Raw genomic sequence first — 18,297 nt, 5'->3', positions numbered from 1 at the left:
GACGGGTCGCCGCAGGCGTGGCCCCGAGGGTGGCACCCGCCGGCTCTTGCTCCAAGGCCCAAGCTCCAACGCGATGCCGAAGGCGAGCCCTCCCGCTCAGCGGCAGGTAGCCACCTGCCCGCCCGCCACCGCGCGAACCGCCCCGGCGACCTGATCTGCGGCCTTCCCCAGCGCACGCTGATGCGCATCGACCAGGCTGTCGTAGCTGCTACCCGCGGGCTCGCTCACCCGCGACGCGCAGGTGCTGGCGGTGTCGCCGCTGCGTACGGACCAACTGGCTTCCAGGGTGGCGTTGCCGCCCACTTCGGAATCGAAGCGACGCACGTCGAACTGCACGAATACCACCTTGGCCTCCTTGCCGCGCGGCAGGCCGTGTACGTCGTGCGTGCCAAGACGGGTGGAAAGGTCCGCTGCCAGTGCACCGCGGATCTCGTCGCCGAGCGGCGAGGCCCAGCGTTCGCCGTCCAGCACGGCGATACCGCTGGCGCCCTGGCGCAGCACCAGCGCGGGCTGGTCGACCTGCGGAGGCACGGCGACGGCCTGGACGTCGATCAGGAACGGCGCGGCGGCGGGCGGCAGGCCCGCCGAAGGCGGGATCAGCGTGTGGAAATGGGTGGGTGCCGAGGAGCACGCGGCCAGCGTGCCCAGCAAGGTGACGGCGGCGGCGAGGCGAAGTGTCTGGATCATGGCTGTACTTCCTTGCCCTGCCTGGACGGCGACGGGGTGATGACCTTGGGCGGCGCGTCGGCACCGCGACCACGCAGCAGCGACTCGGGGTGGCGGCCGAGGTAGTCGGTGAACGCGCGCACCGAACGCACCGTGCGCTGCAGTTCCTCCAGTGTCACGGTGATGTTCTGCTGCAACGGCGAATCCGCGGACAGCGCATCGTTGGCCGTGCCCACCGTCTTGTTGACGCCCTGCAGCGTCTTCTTCGCTTCCGGCAGGAGCTCGGTATTGACCTGCTTGAGCGTGCCGTGCAGTTCCTGCAGGCTGCCGTCCAGGTTCTTGCCGATGGAGTCGAAGGGAATCTTCTCGACCTTGTCGACGATGCTGGAAATCTGCTCCTGCAGGTGATCGAAGTCGCCCGCCATGGTGGGCACTTCCAGCGGCGACGCCTTCTCGTTGAAGGTCACCTTGGGCGCCTTCTTGTCGAAGTCGATCGCGACGTAGAGCTGACCGGTCAGCAGGTTGCCGGTGCGTGCCTGCGCGCGCAGGCCGTGGTCGACCATGCCATGCAGGATGCGCGGCAGCTGTTCTTCCTCCGTACCGCCGACGGCCGCACGGAGTTTCTCGTCCGCCTTGCCGAGGCGCTGCGGATACACCACGGCGCCGACGATCACGGGGAAGGTCTTGTTGACCGGATCGTAGTCGAGGTTGACCGACACCACCCGGCCGACCTTCACGCCAAGGAATTCCACGGGCGCATCCGGGGCCAGGCCGCGCAGCGAATGCTCGAAACGCATGCGGATGTAGTGCGGCTTGCCATCGGGCGGCGCCAGTGCGGTCTGCTGGTCGTTGAACAGCGTGAAGTCGGCCATCTCGTCGGCGGGAGTTTCGTCGTGCGGACCGGGGGCCGACTGGAAGGCGACGCCGCCGGCGATCACCGTCGCGATCGACTGGGTGTTGAGCTTGAGGCCGTCGGCACCCAGCGACACGTCCACGCCGCTGGCGTTCCAGAAGCGCGCGTCCTTGGTGACGAAGCGGTCGTTGGGGCCGTCGATGAACAGCTGCAGCGACACGCCCTTGCCGTCCTTGTCCAGCTCATAGGACACGATGCGGCCCACCTGGATGCGGCGGTAGTAGACGGGCGAGCCGATATCCAGCGAACCCAGGTCGCTGGAGTGCAGCACGAAGCGCCGCCCCGGCGCACCGTGGGTCACCGCCGGCGGCGTTTCCAGCCCCGTGAAATCGGATTTCTCGTCTTCGGAATCGCCTGCGTCCGCACCGATGAAGGCGCCGGACAGCAGCGTGTCGATGCCGGACACACCACTGGCGCCGATGCGCGGCCGCACCACCCAGTAGCGCGTGCCCTTGGTCGCGAACGCGCGGGCGTCCTTCTCCAGATCGATCACCACGGAGATGTGCGTGCGGTCCTTGGACAACCGCATGGTGGTGACCTTGCCGATCACCACGTTCTTGTACTTGACCTGGGTCTTGCCGGCCTCGATGCCTTCGGCGGTGAGGAAGGTGACCGAGATCTGCGGACCGGCCGACAGCGCATGGCTGACCATCAGCGAGATGCCGACCAGCGCCGCCACGATCGGCACCAGCCAGATGAGCGAAAAGCCGAGCTTGGACTTGCGCACCTCCGGCTGCGGCAGCTCGTCCGGGGCCGGCGTTTTTCCGTCGTGGGTGTCGCTCATTGCGATTTCCTTTTGTCCCAGATCAACCTGGGATCGAAACTCATGGCCGCGAGCATCGTCAGCACGACGACGATGCCGAAATACACCACGCCGGGCAGGGGCTCGACGCGGCTCAGTATCTTGAAATGCACCAGCGCGGACAGGATCGCCACGACGAACACGTCGAGCATCGACCAGTAGCCGATCAGTTCCACGAAACGGTACAGCTTGGAGCGCTGGCGCGGCCCCAGGTCGCTGGACCGCTGCACGGACACCAGCAGGTAGCCCATGATGATGAACTTGAGCATGGGCACGACGATGCTCGCCGTGAAGACGATGGCCGCCAGTCCCGGGGAGCCGGCCTGCCACAACTCGACGATGCCGCTGAGGATCGTGTTGTCGTCCTTCGAGGACAGGCTCTCGGTGCGCATGATCGGGAAGATGTTGGCCGGGATGTAGAACATCGCCGCGGCCAGCAGCAGCGCCCAGGCGCGCGAGATGCTGCCGTGCTTGCGCCCGTGCAGCGGGTTGCCGCAACGCGGGCAGTGCGCGTGGGGATCGTCCGTGTACGCGGTGACCAGCTGACAGACATGGCAGGACATGATGCCCATATCCACGGCGCGGGGCGGCGTACTCATGCCTTGGCGCCCCCGGTCAGGTCCCACAGGCCGCGCGGGTCGTGGGCCGAGAAGACGGTGATCAGCAGCGTGAGGAAGCCGAAGGCCCAGATGCCGGCACCGGGCACCACGTCGAAATAGGTATGCGCCTTGACCACGGCGACCAGGGTGCCGAGCATGAACACCTCGATCATGCTCCACGGCTTCACCCGGACCAGCGCGGACATGGCCCAGGCAAAGCCCGGCGCCCGCTGCCCGTTCCGCGCGAACAGCAGCACCCAGCCGAACATGAGGATCTGCGCCAGCGGGAAGAAGAACAGCGTGAGCGCGGTCAGCACGGCCACGATCTGGGCGCCGTCCTGCCACATGGCGATCACTGCGCCCCAAAGGGTGGTGGCGGCGGTCATGCCCGACAGGCCCAGGGTGACGATGGGCGACACGTTGGCGATGACGAAGACGATGAGCGCGGCGACGATAAGGGCGAACTGGCTATCCACTCCGAGCCACTGGTGGCGCTCCAGCACCGCGCCGCACACCACGCAGTCGGCAACCTCCCCACGCGCAAGGCTGCGCCTCCGGTAAACGGAGTCGCAATGCTCGCAGATAATCAGGTCCTGACCTTTACGCATGCCAACCCGGCGGCTCCGGGCCGGCTGGCCCTGGCGCCCATGATCGCAAATTCGCGTAGACGGCGCATGATGAAAACCCTAGGCGCCGGCCTAAAAGCGTTGCCTGGCCGAAAAGCGCGCGGCACCTTGATATGCTCCCGCCCTCCCCCGACGTAAGGGGCCATCGACCATCGTCCCAGGAGTCCTCCGTGAGCAGTGCCCCGACCCGCAGTGAACACGTCTTCGACGCGACCACCGCCGGCTTCGAGACCGACGTCATCCAGGCCTCGCTCGAAACACCGGTCCTCGTCGACCTCTGGGCCGAATGGTGTGGCCCTTGCAAGTCGCTGGGCCCGATCCTCGAGAAGCTGGCGGGCGAATACAACGGTGCCTTCCGCCTCGCCAAGATCGACGTGGATGCCGAGCAGGAACTGGCCGGGATGTTCGGCGTACGTAGCATCCCCACGGTCATCCTGATCAGCGGGGGCCAGGTGGTCGATGGCTTCGCCGGGGCCTTGCCCGAAGGCCAGATTCGCGAGTTCCTGACCAAGCACGGCGTGGCGCCCGCCGAAGCCGTGGTCGAGGCGCCGGCCGAGGTCGCCGCGCCCGAGACCGCCGCCGAGGCGATCAACCGCCTGCAGCAGGCCATCGCCGCCGAGCCGGACCGCGCCGAGCTCAAGCTCGACCTCGCCCTGGCCCTCATGCGCGCCGGGCAGGTGAAGCCGGCCCAGGCCGAACTGGACGCCCTGCCCGCCAACCTGGCCACGGATGCCCGCGCCGTCCGCCTCGCCAAGCAGCTGGAACTGGCCAGCGCGCTGGATGGGGCGCCGGCCATGGCCGAGTTGCGCGAGCGGGTCCAGACCGACGACACCGACTGGGAGGCCCGCGACCTGCTCGGTGTGCGCCTGCTGATCGAGGGTGATGCCGCCGAAGGATTGGACCAGTTCCTGGACATCCTCAGGCGCCAGCGGGACTGGCAAGACGGCCAGGCCAAAAAGCGCCTGCTCGCCGCGTTCGCCACCCTCGAGGACGCCGCGCTGGTCAGCGCGTATCGCCGGAAGATGGCCTCGCTGGTGTTCTGAAGGGCGGCCGGCTCAGCGGCGCTTGCGGCGAACATACAGCTGCTTGCGCACGCTGGCCACCAGTTCGCCGGAGGCGGTGCGGATGTCGGTGTCGAACCAGCGCAGGTACTTCTCGCCGCCGGCCGTGGCGTCGCGCAGCTCATCCAGCAGCGCGTCGTCCACACGGAACTCGGCAAAGACAGCCTCGCGACCGGGAGCGACGAAGCGGATCTCGCCTGCCTGGTCCCATACGATGTAGTCGTCGCCCAGCGACTTCAGCACCATGATCATCCAGAACGGATCGGTCATGGAGAACAGGTTGCCGCCGAAGTGCGTGCGCACGTAGTTGCGGTTGTACCAGGCCAGCGTCAGCCTGACCCGGGCATAGCGGTAATCGTCCATCGTCACCACGCGGATGCCCGTGAACAGGAACGGCGGCCATGCATTGAGGATGCGACGGAGCGTGGAGGCTTTCATGGGCGGGGTACCTGGACTGCGCGAGCCGCCATGCTAGCCGCCGCCTGCCCCGTGGCGAAGCCGCTCGTTTAAAACACCGGGCTTATCACGCCGCGCCGTTACCTTTGGCACAGGCCGCCCGGCGGCAGGCTGCCGACTATCGGACGCTACTGTCCGCCAAGGGGAAACCTGCCGCCATGCGCCTGCCGCTCCGTCGTGCCATCCTCGCCGCCGCCATCGCCGCCGCGACGACCTTCTCCGCCACGGCCACACGCGCGGCCGACATCCCGGTCGCGGCGGACACCCCCTACCCCGGCAACCTGACCCTCGACGTGGATCTGTCCGACGCCGCGAAGAACATCTTCCGCGTCAGGGAGACGATTCCGGTAACGCCCGGCCACGTGGTGCTCAACTATCCCGAGTGGATCCCGGGGGTGCATGGCCCGGCAGGTCCCCTGTCGAATGTCGCCGGCATCCAGATCACGGCCAACGGCAAGAAGATCCCCTGGCGCCGCGACACGAAGGAGATGTACGCCTTCCACGTCGACGTGCCCGACGGCGCCAGCACGCTCGAACTGTCCTTCGTCTACCTCGCACCGGCCACGCCCAACTACGTGCCGCTGTCGTTCAACGAGGTGTCGTTCTACCCCGCCGGCTACTACACCAGCCAGATCAAGGTGGACCCGAGCGTCACGCTGCCGGCGGGATGGCGCTACGCCTCGGCGCTGGATACCGCTTCGCAGAGCGGCAACACCGTGCATTTCAAGACCGTGAGCTACGAGAACCTGGTGGATTCGCCGGTCATGAGCGGCAAGTATTTCAATCGCATCGACCTGGCGCCCGGCCAGCCCACGCCGGTGCACCTGAACATCACCGGCGACACCGCCGCGGGGGTCAAGGCCACCGACAAGCAGATCCAGGCGCAGCGCAACCTGATCGTGCAGGCCAACAAGCTGTTCGGCGCGCATCACTACGCGCACTACGACTTCCTGCTGGTGACGTCCGACCACACCGGCCATTTTGGTCTGGAGCACCACCAGTCCAGCGACGACCGCCTGTTCGCCAACTTCCTCACCGACGCCGACGTCAACGTGGCCGCGGGCACGCTGTTGCCGCACGAGTACATCCACTCCTGGAACGGCAAGTTCCGTCGCCCGGCCGACCTGTGGACCCCGAGCTTCGCCGAGCCGATGCAGGACGACCTGCTGTGGGTGTACGAGGGCCTGACCGACTACTGGGCCGGCGTACTCACCGCGCGCTCGGGCATCTGGACCACGGAGCAATGGCGCGACTCGCTGGCGGGCATCGCCGCCAGCATGTCGGCGCGTACGGGGCGGTCGTGGCGATCGCTGCAGGACACGGCGGACGGCATTCCGCTCTCGTCGCGGGGCAGCAGCCCGGGCTGGGACAACCTGCGTCGCAGCTCCGACTATTACCCCGAAGGCCAGTTGCTCTGGCTGGACGTCGATACCAAGATGCGCACGCTCTCCGGCGGCAAGCATACGCTGGACGAGTTCGCCAAGGCCTTCTACGGCATGGACAACGGCAGCTATACCCCCAAGACCTATACCTTCGAGGATGTCGTCGCCACCCTCAACCGCATCCAGCCGTTCGACTGGGCGGGTTTCCTGCGCCAGCGCCTCGACTACACCGGCGATACCCTGCCCGAGCACGGTATCGAAGGCGGCGGCTGGAAGCTGGTGTACGACGACAAACCCTCGCCCTTCGTCATCACCGGGGAAAAGATCCGCAAGTCGGCCAACTTCACCTATTCGCTCGGCATCCAGGTGAACGAAAAGGGCATCGTCACTGACGCGCAATGGGACGGTATCGCCGCAAAGGCGGGTCTCGTGCCGGGCGTGCAACTGGTCGCCGTCAACGGCAAGGATTATTCCCCCCAGGTGCTCAAGGACGCGGTAACGGCCGCCAAGGGCACATCGACGCCCATCGAGTTCCTGGTCAAGAGCACCGACGACTACGCGACGATCAAGGTCGACTACCACGGCGGCCTGAAATACCCGCACCTGGTGCGCGGCGACGGCAAGGACCTGATCGGCGCCATCGCCACCCCCTGAACCACGCCAACCGCCATACCGCGCAGCGCTACCTGTAGGAGCGCGCGATGTGCGCGACAAAAGCCCACTACCCGTTGGATCACCCCGCCGGCAACCCCACCACGACCCGCAACCCCGAACCGCCCTCGCGGTCCAGCAGGTCGATGGTGGCGCCGTGCAGCTGGGCCGCACGCTGCACGATCGACAGGCCCAGCCCATGGCCTTCGCCGTGCGTATCCTCCCCGCGCTGGAAACGGGTGAACATGGCCGCGCGACGCTCCGGCGCAATGCCGGGGCCGTCGTCTGTCACGACAATGCGGGCCACGCCGTCGGCCGCGTCGATGGACAGCTCCACATGCCCTCCCGGCGGCACGTGGCGGAACGCGTTCTCCAGCAGGTTGCGCATCAACGCCCCCAGGGCAACGCCGTAGCCTTCCACGAACAGATGGGCCGGCAGCTCGCGCACGCTCAGTTCGACGTGTCCCTTGCCGACCAGGGGCGACAGTTCGTCGATGACCTGGAGCGCCAGTTCGCCCAGGTCCACGCGACTGCGTGGCCCGGCGGCGGCGCCGGCTTCCAGCCGCGCCAGGTCCAGCAACTGCTCCGTGCGCCGGGCCAGCGAAACGAGGCATTCACGTGCCGCCTCCAGCGCGGCGCGTGTCGCCGCGTCCGGGTCCGCCGAGGCCATCGCGTCTTCCAGGTTGATCATGGTCGAAGCCAGCGGCGTGCGCAGTTCGTGGGCCACGTCCGCACTGAAACGACGTTCGCGCTCCAGGGCGCCTTCCAGTCGCTCGATCTGCTCGTTCAGTGCGGTGACCACAGGCTGCAGTTCGGTCGGCGCATCGGCCAGGTGGATGGGCGCCCGGCTGCCGGACTCGCGACGGGAGAGCGCATCGGCCAGGGTTTCCAGGGGGCGCAACCCGCGGCGGATGGCCCAGCCGACCAGGATCGCCAGCAGCGGCAACCCCAGCAAGGTGGGCAGGCCATGCTCGATCCACAGCGCCCGGGTGATCTCATGCCGGCTGTCGTAACGCTCGCCCGCACGGATGGTGATGCCGTCGCTCTCCATGATCAGCGTGAACACGCGCCACTCGTAGCGTCCGTTCACCACATCCTCGAACGCCCCATCCTCGGCGTGGGTATCGGGCAGACCGGCCAGGTTCTCCGTGCCCAGCAACAGGTGACCGTCGCGATCACGCACCTGGAAGCCCACCTCGGATTCGAAGGTGCGACCCTGTACGGTCAGTTCCTGCGGATGGTTGGACACGCTGGGCACCAACAGGCTTGCGTTGCGCTGGCTGCGCAACCGCTCCACGCCGATGCGACCGACCAGCACCTCCAGCGTGCGCGCGGCCTGGGCCAGGCGACCGTCCGACAACTCGTCCACTTCCTCCAGCGTGCGTTTCGCGCTGAGCACGCCCAGCGGCAGCAGCACCGCCGCCAGCATGCACACGATCAGCACCAGCAATCGGGAACGCAGGCTCAGCGGCCTCACATCGGCTCCCGCGGCACCATGTAGCCGAAGCCGCGCACCGTCTGGATGGCGCCGGGACTGAGCTTGCGTCGCAGCGAGTGCACCAGCACCTCGAGTGCGCTGGTACTCATCGCACTGTCGGGACCGTACAGCGAGGTTTCCAGCGATTCGCGACGGACGATCCGACCTGCACGCTCCATCAGGGCCTGCAGCAACGAAAATTCACGCCGTGTCAGCTCCACTTTCTCGCCGCGCCAGTGCACGTCGAAGCTGCCCAGGTCGAGGCTGAGCGCGCCCGCCTCCAGCTTGTTGACTGCCGCGCCACGTACCCGGCGTGCCAGCGAACGGATGCGTGCGGCCAACTCGTCCAGATGGAAGGGCTTGACCAGGTAGTCGTCCGCCCCCGCGTCCAGCACCCGGATACGCGAGTCCAGGGCATCGCGCGCGGACATCACGATCACCGGCGTGGTCACCCTTAGCCGGCGGGCCTCGCTCAGCACCTCCATGCCGTCGCGACCGGGCAGGCCCAGGTCGAGCAGAACCAGGTCCGCATCGTGGTCGCGCAGCGCCGCCAGCGCCTCGTTGCCGTCGCGATACCAACTGACCGTGTACGTCAGGCGCTCCAGTGCGCGACGGATGGCATCGCCGAGTCGGGCATCGTCTTCGACGAGAATGATGTGCAAGGCGGCGCCCTCCGGGATAGGGGCAAATTATCTGCATCCAGCGCTTAGCACCAGCTTACGCCGGGCTTTGCGCGCCGTGCCCATCGCGCCACAATGGCCCGATCATCCCGCCAAGGCCCGGCCACCCGTGACCCTGCCCGTACGACTCCTCCTCGCCCTGATCGCGGTGCTGCCGATGACGATCCACGCGAAAGACACCTGGACCACGCCAGCGGAAGCCTCCGCGTTCCGCACCACGCCCTCGTATGCGGAAACGCTGGCCTTCCTGCGCCGGCTGGCCCATGCGGCGCCGGCGACGATCCGCCTGGAGACCTTCGGTACGACGCCCCAAGGTCGACCCATGACGGTGGTGATCGCCGCGACCGACGGCGACCTCACGCCCGAACGCGCCCGGGCCGCCGGCAAGCCGATCGTGCTGGTGCAGGCGGGCATCCATCCGGGCGAGATCGAGGGCAAGGACGCGGGTCTGATGCTGCTGCGCGATTTCGCCACGCTGCACCGCCTGCCACACCTGCTGGACCACGCGGTGCTGGTTTACATCCCCGTCTACAGCGTGGATGGCCATGAGAATTCGGGCCCCTATTCCCGGATCAATCAGAACGGCCCGGCGGAGATGGGCTTTCGCGGCCAGTCGCAGTACCTCAATCTCAACCGCGACTACGTGAAAGCCGACGCACCGGAAACCCGTGCGTGGCTGGGGCTGTGGAACACATGGAAGCCCGACCTGCTGGTGGATATCCATACGACGGACGGCGCGGACTACCAGTACGACCTCACCTGGTATGCCGAGGACGCACACAAGTTGCCGCCGTCGATCGCCGCCTGGCAGGCTCGTGCGTTTGCCGGCCAGACGATGCCGCGTTACGAGGCACTCGGCCACCTCGCCTCGCCCTACCTCGAATTCCGCGACGGACGCGATATCACCAAGGGCATCGAAAACTTCGGCTCCGGCCCGCGCTTTTCCACGGGCTATGCGGCCATCCGCAACCGGTCCGGGCTGCTGATCGAGACGCACATGCTGAAGTCGTACGAGGTGCGTGTGCGCGCCACGTACGATGTGGTGCGCAGCGTGCTCGCGGTGGTGAACGATGATCCCGCCGGCCTGCTTGCCGCATCACGCGCGGCGGACGCCTGGGCAGCATCACGCCTTGCGCAACCGGACGCATCGCTACCGGTGACGTTCAAGCAGGACCCAACATCGCAACCCTTCCAGCTCAAGGGCTTCGCCTTTACGCAGACCAAAAGCGAGATCTCCGGCGACACCTGGGTCCGCTACGATCCGTCGGCCAGGAAGACCTACGATATCCAGAGCTGGAACGACCTGCTGCCCGATGTCGCCGCACCGCTGCCCGCGGCATGGGCCATTCCGCCGCAGTGGACGGCGATCGTCGCGCGGCTCGACGCGCATGGCATTCCCTACACGCGCACGACAGCGCCGATGAAGGTCGAGGCCACGCGCGACACGCTCACCCAGCCGGTCTGGGCGGACAAGCCGTTCGAAGGTCACCACATGCTCAAGGACGTGGCGATCGCGTCGGCCCGGGAGAACGTGGTGTTGCCTGCCGGCACGGTCATCGTCCGCGCCGACAACGCCGATGCCGTGCTCGCGCTGAACCTGCTCGATGCGCGCGCGCCGGATTCCCTGCTGCGCTGGGGCTACCTCAACGGCATCTTCGAACAGAAGGAATACGGCGAACCCCGTGTACTCGAGGCACTCGCCCGGAAGATGCTTGCCGACGATCCTGCGCTGAAAACCGAATTCGACCGGAAGCTTCGGGACGACGCAGCGTTCGCGGCCAGCCCGCGCGCCCGGCTGGCCTTCTTCTACGAACGCAGCCCGTGGTACACGGTGCAGAAGGTCGGCGCCTACCCCGTACTGCGGCTGGACAACACGGCGCTGCAAACGCTGGCGCCGCGCTGACCGCGGCGCCCGTTGCCTGACTTACCAGACACGGCGGCTCAGGCCACCACCTCGAACGGACGCATCATCTCGTTCGCCTCGTGCTCGGCCAGATGGCAGTGCCACGCGTAGCGTCCGGGGAAGCCGTCGAACGTGGCGACGATGCGCGTGACCATGCCCGGATACGCCTGTACCACATCCTTCCAGCCACGCTCGTGCGGCGGCGGTTCCTGTGCCGGGCCCACATAGCGGATCGTCTTCTTCTCCATGTATTCGTCCACGTCGTACGGACGACGGTCGAGGATCTGGAAACGGACGAGGTGCAGGTGGATCGGATGGGTGTCCTCGGTAAGGTTCACCAGGCTCCACATTTCCGTGCTGCCGAGCTTCACCGACTCGGTTACCGGGTCGTGCCAGCGCTTTCCGTTGAGCAGCATGAGCATGGGCGTGGCGACGCAGTCGCTGTATTCGTCGAGGGTCAGCTCGCGGGTCTTCGACGCGGTGGATGCCGTCACGCGCGGCAGGTCGCGCAGCACGTCGGGCACGCGACTGTCGTCGCGAACCGTGCCCTGCCCCACTGCGAAACGCATGAGCGGCAACGCATCGTTCATCAGCTCGACCGTGCCACCGCGCAACGCGGCGAAATCGACCACGATGTCCGCACGCTCGCCAGGCGCCAGGAAGATCGACTTCATCGCCGAGGGCGACGCCAGCAGGCCCTGGTCCGAACCGATGACCTGGAACGGCCGGCCATCGCGGAAGCGCAGGTGATAAAAACGCCCGTTCGCCGCGTTGAGCACGCGCAGGCGATAACGGCGCGGCTGCACGTCCGCCCGTGGCAGCACCACACCGTTGACCAGGGTCAGGTTGCCGAAGACTTCCGGCACCCACGGGGCCTTGGCGTCACCGGAATCGGGATAATACAAACGGCCGTCCGTATGCAGCAGCCGATCGGCCAGTACCAGCGGCAGCTCCTGCTCGCCCGAGGGCAGGCCGAGCGACAACTCGTGCTCGTCGCGCAGCAGGTACATGCCCATCAGCCCGGCGTACATGTTCAGCCGATTGATGCCCATGGCATGGTCGTGATACCACAGCGCCGCCGCATCCTGCGCGTTGGCATAGTGGTGACGGCGCGAGACGCCGGGCACGTACCAGTCCTCGGGATAACCGTCGTCCGCGTGCGGCACCTTGGCCCCGTGCAGGTGCACGATGGCGCGGACTTCGGGCTTGTCCGCCTCGGCACCGCAGATCGCGTGGTCGACGGGGAGGAAATGCTTGCGCGGGAGCGCGTTTTCCCAGATCACATCGATCGGCTGCCCCGTGCGTGCCTCGATAGTGGGACCGGGATAGTGCCCGCCGTAGGTCCACAAGGTCGTGGGCGGCAGGTCACGGTGCAGCTTCTGCGCGGTCTGCGCCATGCGCACATGCAGCGGTTTGCCGTGTACGGCGTGCAGCACGGGCGGCAACGGCAAGGTATCCACGAACGGTGCCAGGCGTGCCGGATCGACCAGGCCGGGCATGCGGCTGGTGTCACCCATGGGATGCATGCACAACGTGTTGCCCACCTTGCCGGCGGGCGCCCCGTGCATGTCGTGCATGTCGTGCGCGAGCAGCCGTGACGGCATCCATCCCGCCGCGGCCGCCCAACCCGCCGTCGTCAGGAACCGACGGCGATCAACCATGCCCACCTTTCCCGTTCGGCCACTGCGGCCAGCCGGGCCAGCCGCCGCCGGCCTGTTTCGGCTGGCCGGTGGTTTCGTCCAGGATCAGCTTGCGGTCGAACAGACGCGGCAGGAAGAAGTCGAACATGCCGTCGATGCGACCGGCCTGTGCGTCGCTGGAACCGCCACCGATACGCTTGCCGGACAGCCAGTTGTCCTCGATGAAGCGCGTGATCGAACTCTGGTCGGTGATGCTGTGATCGACCATGTTCTCGCGGGCCCACGGCGACACCACCAGCAGCGGCAGGCGCGGACCGAAGCCGCAGCGGCCCTGCGCCGGCGTCTTGCCGTCCAGCCCGGGCAACGTGCCGTGACCCTTGCACACACCGTCGCCATCGAGGGCATCGGTGCTGCCGATCGAGCCGTTGAGGCGCGGCGGCGTCTGGTGGTCGTACCAGCCGTCGGAGTCGTCATACGCGATGATGACGGCCGTGTCTTTCCACTCGTCGCTTTGCTGCAGGGCGTTCATGACGTGGACGACGAAGGCCTGCTCGTCCAGCGGATCGGAGTAACCGGCATGGCCGTCCTGGTACGCGGGCGCCTTGAGGAAACTCACCGCCGGCAGGTGCCCGGTGTCCAGCGCGTCGTAGAAGTCGTGGATGTCGTACTGGTGGTTGGCCGCGTCGGTCCGGCCGATCATCGCCAGCGACGTGGGCCGCGCGTGCGTCGGGTTGGCGGTGGAGGGGTAGTACTGGAACGGCTGGTGGTGCTGGCTGTAGTCGTTGGAGGTGACCTTGGTCACCGCGGACAGGGTATGCCGGCCGCATCCCGTGCTGCCGTCCGGGTTGGTCACGCCCAGGTCGAAACCGCCCTGGAACCAGCCCCAGGTCACCTGTTGCTCGTTGAGCAGGTCGCCGATGTTGCGCCCGCCCATGGTCACCTGGTTGGCGGTCGGCGAGGAACAGACGTCGCCCAGCGGATCGGGGTCGCCGATCATCGTCAGGCCGCCGTGACCGTCGTCGGTTTCCGCGCCGGTACCGTTGAGCGTGTCGATCACGCCGGCGGTCTGTCCGGCAATCAGGTTCACGGCGCCGGGAGTGGAGGGGCCGAAGCCGGTGCCGTAGTGGTTGTCGCTCAGGGCGTAGTGCTGGGCGTAGTTCCAGTAGGCCGTGACGGTGTTGCCGTCGTAATAGCCCATCACCTGGCCCTTGCCTTCTTCCGTGGGGTCGCCGCCGGGCAGCGTCTCGCCGCGGCCGGTGTAGCGCGGGAAGGCATCCATGCGGCCGCCGTCGAAGGCGCGCTGCTCCGATGTGTAGCCGTGATCCTGGTCGGCCGTGGCCGCCTGCGCGCGACTCAACCGGAACGGGTTGATCGCGGCGTCGGCATTGCCGCTGTTGGCGGCATTGGGGTTGGCGGTGAGCAGCCGATGCGTGAGCCCGTTCACCGGCGGCGTGAACGGCCGGGCATAGAACGCGGGTTCGCCGGCCGGGTTGGCCGCGAACGGATAGGTACCGAAGTAGTGATCGAAGGAAACGTTTTCCTGGAAGATCACCACGAGGTGCCGGATCGGCGTGGCCGTATGCGGGCCCCTGCCATGGCCGTGGCCGAAACCGAAGCCCAGGGCATCCTCGACGGACGTGGCCTCCGCGGGCGCGGTCTGCTGGGCCACGACGATGGACGCGGCGGACAGGGTGAGCACACAGGCGATGCCTGCAGCCAGTAGCTTGCGCATGACGATGATTCCTCGGTATGACGATCGCACTGCCTGGGGACCGCGCCCCCTGCGACGCGATTGCCCTCCAGTTTGCGAAACGCGTATGACAGCCCGGCGTCACTTCGCCGCGATTACTTGCGGAATGTGCCGATCCATGACTTTCGTCACGGTTGGCCCTGCGCTGGCCCGCCAGCCGTTATCCTCGGGAAGTGCGGCGCCCGGGGGGTGCCGATGTACGTCACTTCCATCGAGGGACATCCATGACCAAGCAGTACCTGAAGCCGCTCGCGCTGGCCTTGAGCATCGCGCTCGCCGGCACCGCGTGCAGCCAGCACAACGATGCCGACACCGCCGCGCCGGCCGCCAACGCCCCGGCCGCGACGGGCAGCGCGCCCGCCCCGGCCACCACGGCCGCCGCCGCGCCTGCAGGCCCCACGTTCAACGTGGCCGACCTGGACACCGGCATCGACGCGTGCGACGACTTCAACGGCTTCGTCAATGCCAAGTGGGTGGCCGCCAACCCGATTCCCGACGACCGCACCCGCTGGGGTGCCTTCGACCAGCTGGCGGAAACCAGCCTCAACACGCAGCACGACATCGTTGACGCCATGGACAAGGGCGCGGCCAGCGCCAAGGCCGGCTCGATCGAACAGAAGATCGGCCTGCTCTACCGCTCCGGCATGAACGAGGACGCCATCGAAAAGGCCGGCATCGAACCGCTGAAGCCGGAGCTGGCGAAGATCGATGCGCTGAAGTCGCCGCAGGACATCGTGGATTTCCTCGACAGCAGCTTCAACGACGGCAACGGCTACGTGTTCGGCTTCGGCGCCGGCGCCGACTTCAAGAACGCCAAGATGCAGATCGGCTTCACCCAGCAGGACGGCCTGGGCCTGCCGACCAAGGATTACTACACCGACCCCAAGCAGGCCGACAACCGCAAGGCGTATGTCGACTACATCGTCAAGACGCTGACCCTGGCCGGCGTGTCCGACGCGGATGCGAAGACGCAGGCCGACGCCATCATGAAGTTCGAGACCCAGCTCGCCGCGGCCTCGCTCTCGCCGGTGGAACTGCGCGCACCGGAAAACCAGTACCACTTCGTCAGCGTGGCGGAAGCGGACAAGGTCACCCCGCATTTCAACTGGGAGAAGTTCTTTGCCGCCCAGGGTGTCACCGTCGACAAGGGCTTCTCGCTGTCGCAGCCGAAGTTCTTCAAGGAATTCGACAAGATGCTGGCGACCACGCCGGTATCCACCTGGCAGGCCTACCTGCGCTTCCACGCCATCGACAGTGCCTCGCCGTACCTGTCCAAGACCTTCCAGGACAACAAGTTCGATTTCTACGGCAAGACCCTCGCCGGCCAGCCGCAGCAGAAGCCGCGCTGGAAGCGCGTGCTCGGCACCGTCAATACGTCCATGGGCGAAGGCCTGGGCCAGCTGTACGTGGCCAAGGTGTTCAAGCCGGAAGCCAAGCAACGTGCCAGCGAGCTGGTCGACAACGTGCGCACCGCGCTCAAGGCACGCCTGGAAAAGCTCGACTGGATGAGCGACGAGACCAAGCAGAAGGCCATCGCCAAGTGGAACACCTTCCTGCCCAAGATCGGCTATCCGGACAAGTGGCGTGACTGGTCGGGCCTGGACATCAATGGCGAGAACTACTACGGCAACGTCGAAGCCGCCGGCAAGTTCAACTACCACTACGACATCGCCAAGATCGGCAAGCCGACCGACCGCATGGAATGGGGCATGACGCCGCAGACGGTCAACGCGTACTACAACCCGACCGATAACACGATCAACTTCCCGGCCGCCATCCTGCAGCCGCCGTTCTTCGACGCCAACGGCGACGACGCGATCAACTACGGCGGTATCGGCGCGGTGATCGGCCACGAGGCCAGCCACGGCTTCGACGACCAGGGCAGCCAGTTCGACGGCGAAGGCAACAACAGCAACTGGTGGACCAAGGCCGACCGCGCCAAGTTCGACGAGCGCACCGCCAAGCTGGTGAAGCAATTCGACGAATACACCCCGCTGAAAGACAAGCCGGACCTGCACGTCAACGGCAAGCTGACCCTGGGCGAGAACATCGCCGACCTGGGCGGCACGGCCGTGGCATACGACGCCCTGCAGGAAGCGTTGAAGAAAAACCCGAAGGAAGCGGAGTCGAAGATCGACGGCTACACCCAGGACCAGCGTTTCTTCCTCAACTGGGCCCGCGTGTGGCGCGGCAGCGTGCGTGAGAAGCAGGCCATGCTCTACCTCAACACCGACCCGCACGCCCCGGCATCGCTGCGCGCCATTGGTGCGCCGTCGAACATGGAGGCCTTCGCTACCGCGTTCCAGTGCAAGCCGGATGCGAAGATGGTTCGCTCGGGCGACAAGCAGGTGAAGATCTGGTAATCGCCGCTCGCCCAAGGGCTCGGTGACGAAAATGCCGCGCTGTCGCGCGGCATTTTCGTTTTATAGGGCAACACGATCTCCGCTATAAGTCGACGGCCACACTAATGGGACCGCAAGCCAGACAACATATCGACTCGACTGGACAACCGGTCGCCAGCGCCGTTTGCGATGACTTGTGACCGAATTTATCGGCCTAGAGCCCCAAACGGATACACGTAAAACTCGGCTGCAACGTCCTCTGTTACGCCGACTGATCCATCAATGTCTTTACGCTGATGTAGTTAGCGATAAAGAAGCCTGTTCCCTTGGGCGAAAGGATGAATACGTCAGTAAAAACTGAGCCGTCGTATCCATGGGAAAACCGCCCTCTAGCAACGACGAGCACGCCGCCATCTCTCGTCGGCAGAGCAGTTACGGGCCCACTGAATCCGAAGCTGCCTCCGCCACCCGAAACCACGGCGGAACGTGCCTCTAGCAAGTCAATCCCGTCCTTGCCTCTGCCGACTTTCCCATCGATTGACAGCACAGAAAGCTCGACGTTGAAGAGCGACTTCAAACTATCAGCAGGCTGATCACATAACCGCCTGTAAAACTCTCCCACGAATGCTTGTGCGATGTCATCAAATACCGGATTGAAGTACGCGCTATCTGCGTTGAATGACATGGTGCATCTCTTCCATATGAGCACGGGCAAGGGCTCTCCTTGCAACATTTAAGTTGCTCCAACCCATGTCACGCATATGTGAGCCCGCCCTGTGCGCCAGAAGGCTGGGTATATATTCTCACGCCGGGGCCAATGGCGTTAAACCGAACACATCGCCGGCTCACTCCAGGCACAACTCGCCGCGTCCACTGCGCGGCTTTCGACACACGGCTATACACCTGTGCGGATTCATGGCGTTGAACGACGCAGGCCGAATCGGCGCATACCCATCCCACGACTTATATCTACTTTCGCCCAGGGGTTGAATCATTGCGCGGAGATGCTTCGCTCGGGCGACAAACAGGTGAAGATCGGGCAAGCGCTTTCGATCGCAAGTACGGGATGCTTTTGCTCACCCCCGGCATTCCCCTACAGAATCTCAGCGAAAAGCCCGATGCCCATGTCGGTGCGTGTGCGCGAATCTGAGCGCGCCGGTGCGATAACCGCACCGGCACGTCCTTTCCCACTCACAAGGAACACCACCATGGGCTACATGATGAGCGGCATCGCCTACGTCGATGTCAACGAAGACACCACCGGAATGCCGGCCACGGAGACGGTGGAACACCTCACCCCACTGGAAGCCGCGGCGCTCACCAGCGACGACTGATCCACCCGGGCGAGG

At 66.1% G+C, this 18,297-nt stretch carries 15 protein-coding genes; 5 read left to right on the top strand and 10 right to left on the bottom strand.

Annotated features, from left to right (window positions below):
- Positions 1–96: 96 nt before the first annotated feature.
- The 4 genes from QRN34_RS16460 to QRN34_RS16445 are packed head-to-tail and all read right to left on the bottom strand — an operon-like array spanning position 97 to position 3,588.
- The gene (locus QRN34_RS16460) at positions 97–687 is read right to left on the bottom strand and encodes a PqiC family protein (RefSeq protein ID WP_285406112.1); all 591 of its coding nucleotides are present in this window, start codon (positions 685–687) and stop codon (positions 97–99) included.
- Positions 684–2,363, bottom strand: a complete 1,680-nt coding sequence (locus tag QRN34_RS16455) for an MlaD family protein (RefSeq protein ID WP_285406109.1) — start codon at positions 2,361–2,363, stop codon at positions 684–686. Before QRN34_RS16455 ends, QRN34_RS16460 begins: the two co-directional genes overlap by 4 nt.
- Entirely contained in the window at positions 2,360–2,980 is a 621-nt protein-coding gene (locus QRN34_RS16450) for a paraquat-inducible protein A (protein WP_285406106.1), read from the bottom strand. The genes QRN34_RS16455 and QRN34_RS16450 overlap by 4 nt, the downstream gene beginning before the upstream one ends.
- Positions 2,977–3,588, bottom strand: a complete 612-nt coding sequence (locus QRN34_RS16445; protein WP_285406103.1) for a paraquat-inducible protein A — start codon at positions 3,586–3,588, stop codon at positions 2,977–2,979. Before QRN34_RS16445 ends, QRN34_RS16450 begins: the two co-directional genes overlap by 4 nt.
- 188 nt (positions 3,589–3,776) lie before the next feature.
- Here QRN34_RS16445 and trxA point away from each other — a divergent pair, with 188 nt between their 5' ends.
- Positions 3,777–4,649, top strand: a complete 873-nt coding sequence (gene trxA, locus QRN34_RS16440) for a thioredoxin (RefSeq protein WP_285406101.1) — start codon at positions 3,777–3,779, stop codon at positions 4,647–4,649.
- A gap of 12 nt (positions 4,650–4,661) precedes the next feature.
- Here the strand turns inward: trxA and QRN34_RS16435 are convergent, their stop codons facing one another.
- Entirely contained in the window at positions 4,662–5,105 is a 444-nt protein-coding gene (locus QRN34_RS16435; RefSeq protein WP_285406099.1) for a DUF4442 domain-containing protein, read from the bottom strand.
- Between the two features lie 176 nt (positions 5,106–5,281).
- Here QRN34_RS16435 and QRN34_RS16430 point away from each other — a divergent pair, with 176 nt between their 5' ends.
- Positions 5,282–7,159 carry a M61 family peptidase gene (locus QRN34_RS16430; protein WP_285406097.1) on the top strand — a complete coding sequence of 626 codons (1,878 nt, stop codon included), beginning with the start codon at positions 5,282–5,284 and terminating at the stop codon, positions 7,157–7,159.
- A gap of 79 nt (positions 7,160–7,238) precedes the next feature.
- Here QRN34_RS16430 and QRN34_RS16425 read toward each other — a convergent pair whose 3' ends face one another.
- Complete coding sequence (locus tag QRN34_RS16425) at positions 7,239–8,633, bottom strand: ATP-binding protein (RefSeq protein ID WP_285406094.1); 1,395 nt, start codon at positions 8,631–8,633, stop codon at positions 7,239–7,241.
- On the bottom strand, positions 8,630–9,295 hold the full coding sequence (locus QRN34_RS16420; RefSeq protein WP_285406091.1) for a response regulator: 666 nt from the start codon (positions 9,293–9,295) through the stop codon (positions 8,630–8,632). The genes QRN34_RS16425 and QRN34_RS16420 overlap by 4 nt, the downstream gene beginning before the upstream one ends.
- A gap of 127 nt (positions 9,296–9,422) precedes the next feature.
- Between QRN34_RS16420 and QRN34_RS16415 the strand changes: the two genes are divergently transcribed.
- On the top strand, positions 9,423–11,216 hold the full coding sequence (locus QRN34_RS16415) for a M14 family metallopeptidase (RefSeq protein WP_345782912.1): 1,794 nt from the start codon (positions 9,423–9,425) through the stop codon (positions 11,214–11,216).
- A 38-nt stretch (positions 11,217–11,254) separates the two neighbouring features.
- On the opposite strand, the gene QRN34_RS16410 is transcribed toward QRN34_RS16415, so the two are convergent.
- A complete protein-coding gene (locus QRN34_RS16410) occupies positions 11,255–12,877 on the bottom strand; it encodes a multicopper oxidase domain-containing protein (RefSeq protein WP_285406089.1) in 1,623 nt (540 codons plus the stop codon).
- Entirely contained in the window at positions 12,870–14,588 is a 1,719-nt protein-coding gene (locus QRN34_RS16405) for an alkaline phosphatase family protein (protein WP_285406086.1), read from the bottom strand. Before QRN34_RS16405 ends, QRN34_RS16410 begins: the two co-directional genes overlap by 8 nt.
- A 242-nt stretch (positions 14,589–14,830) precedes the next feature.
- Here QRN34_RS16405 and QRN34_RS16400 point away from each other — a divergent pair, with 242 nt between their 5' ends.
- Positions 14,831–16,969: a M13 family metallopeptidase gene (locus QRN34_RS16400; protein WP_036140244.1), complete on the top strand. Its 2,139-nt coding sequence runs from the start codon at positions 14,831–14,833 to the stop codon at positions 16,967–16,969.
- A gap of 241 nt (positions 16,970–17,210) precedes the next feature.
- On the opposite strand, the gene QRN34_RS16395 is transcribed toward QRN34_RS16400, so the two are convergent.
- On the bottom strand, positions 17,211–17,633 hold the full coding sequence (locus QRN34_RS16395) for a hypothetical protein (protein ID WP_285406082.1): 423 nt from the start codon (positions 17,631–17,633) through the stop codon (positions 17,211–17,213).
- Between the two features lie 523 nt (positions 17,634–18,156).
- Between QRN34_RS16395 and QRN34_RS16390 the strand changes: the two genes are divergently transcribed.
- Positions 18,157–18,282 (top strand): hypothetical protein, encoded by a 126-nt coding sequence (locus tag QRN34_RS16390; RefSeq protein ID WP_255349635.1) that lies wholly within the window; start codon positions 18,157–18,159, stop codon positions 18,280–18,282.
- Positions 18,283–18,297 lie beyond the last annotated feature (15 nt).

Source organism: Luteibacter sp. ME-Dv--P-043b (genome assembly GCF_030209605.1).
Classification (GTDB): Bacteria; Pseudomonadota; Gammaproteobacteria; order Xanthomonadales; family Rhodanobacteraceae; genus Luteibacter.
The sequence above is the reverse complement of the archived record's forward strand: the minus strand, read 5'-3'. Positions and strand labels throughout refer to the sequence as shown.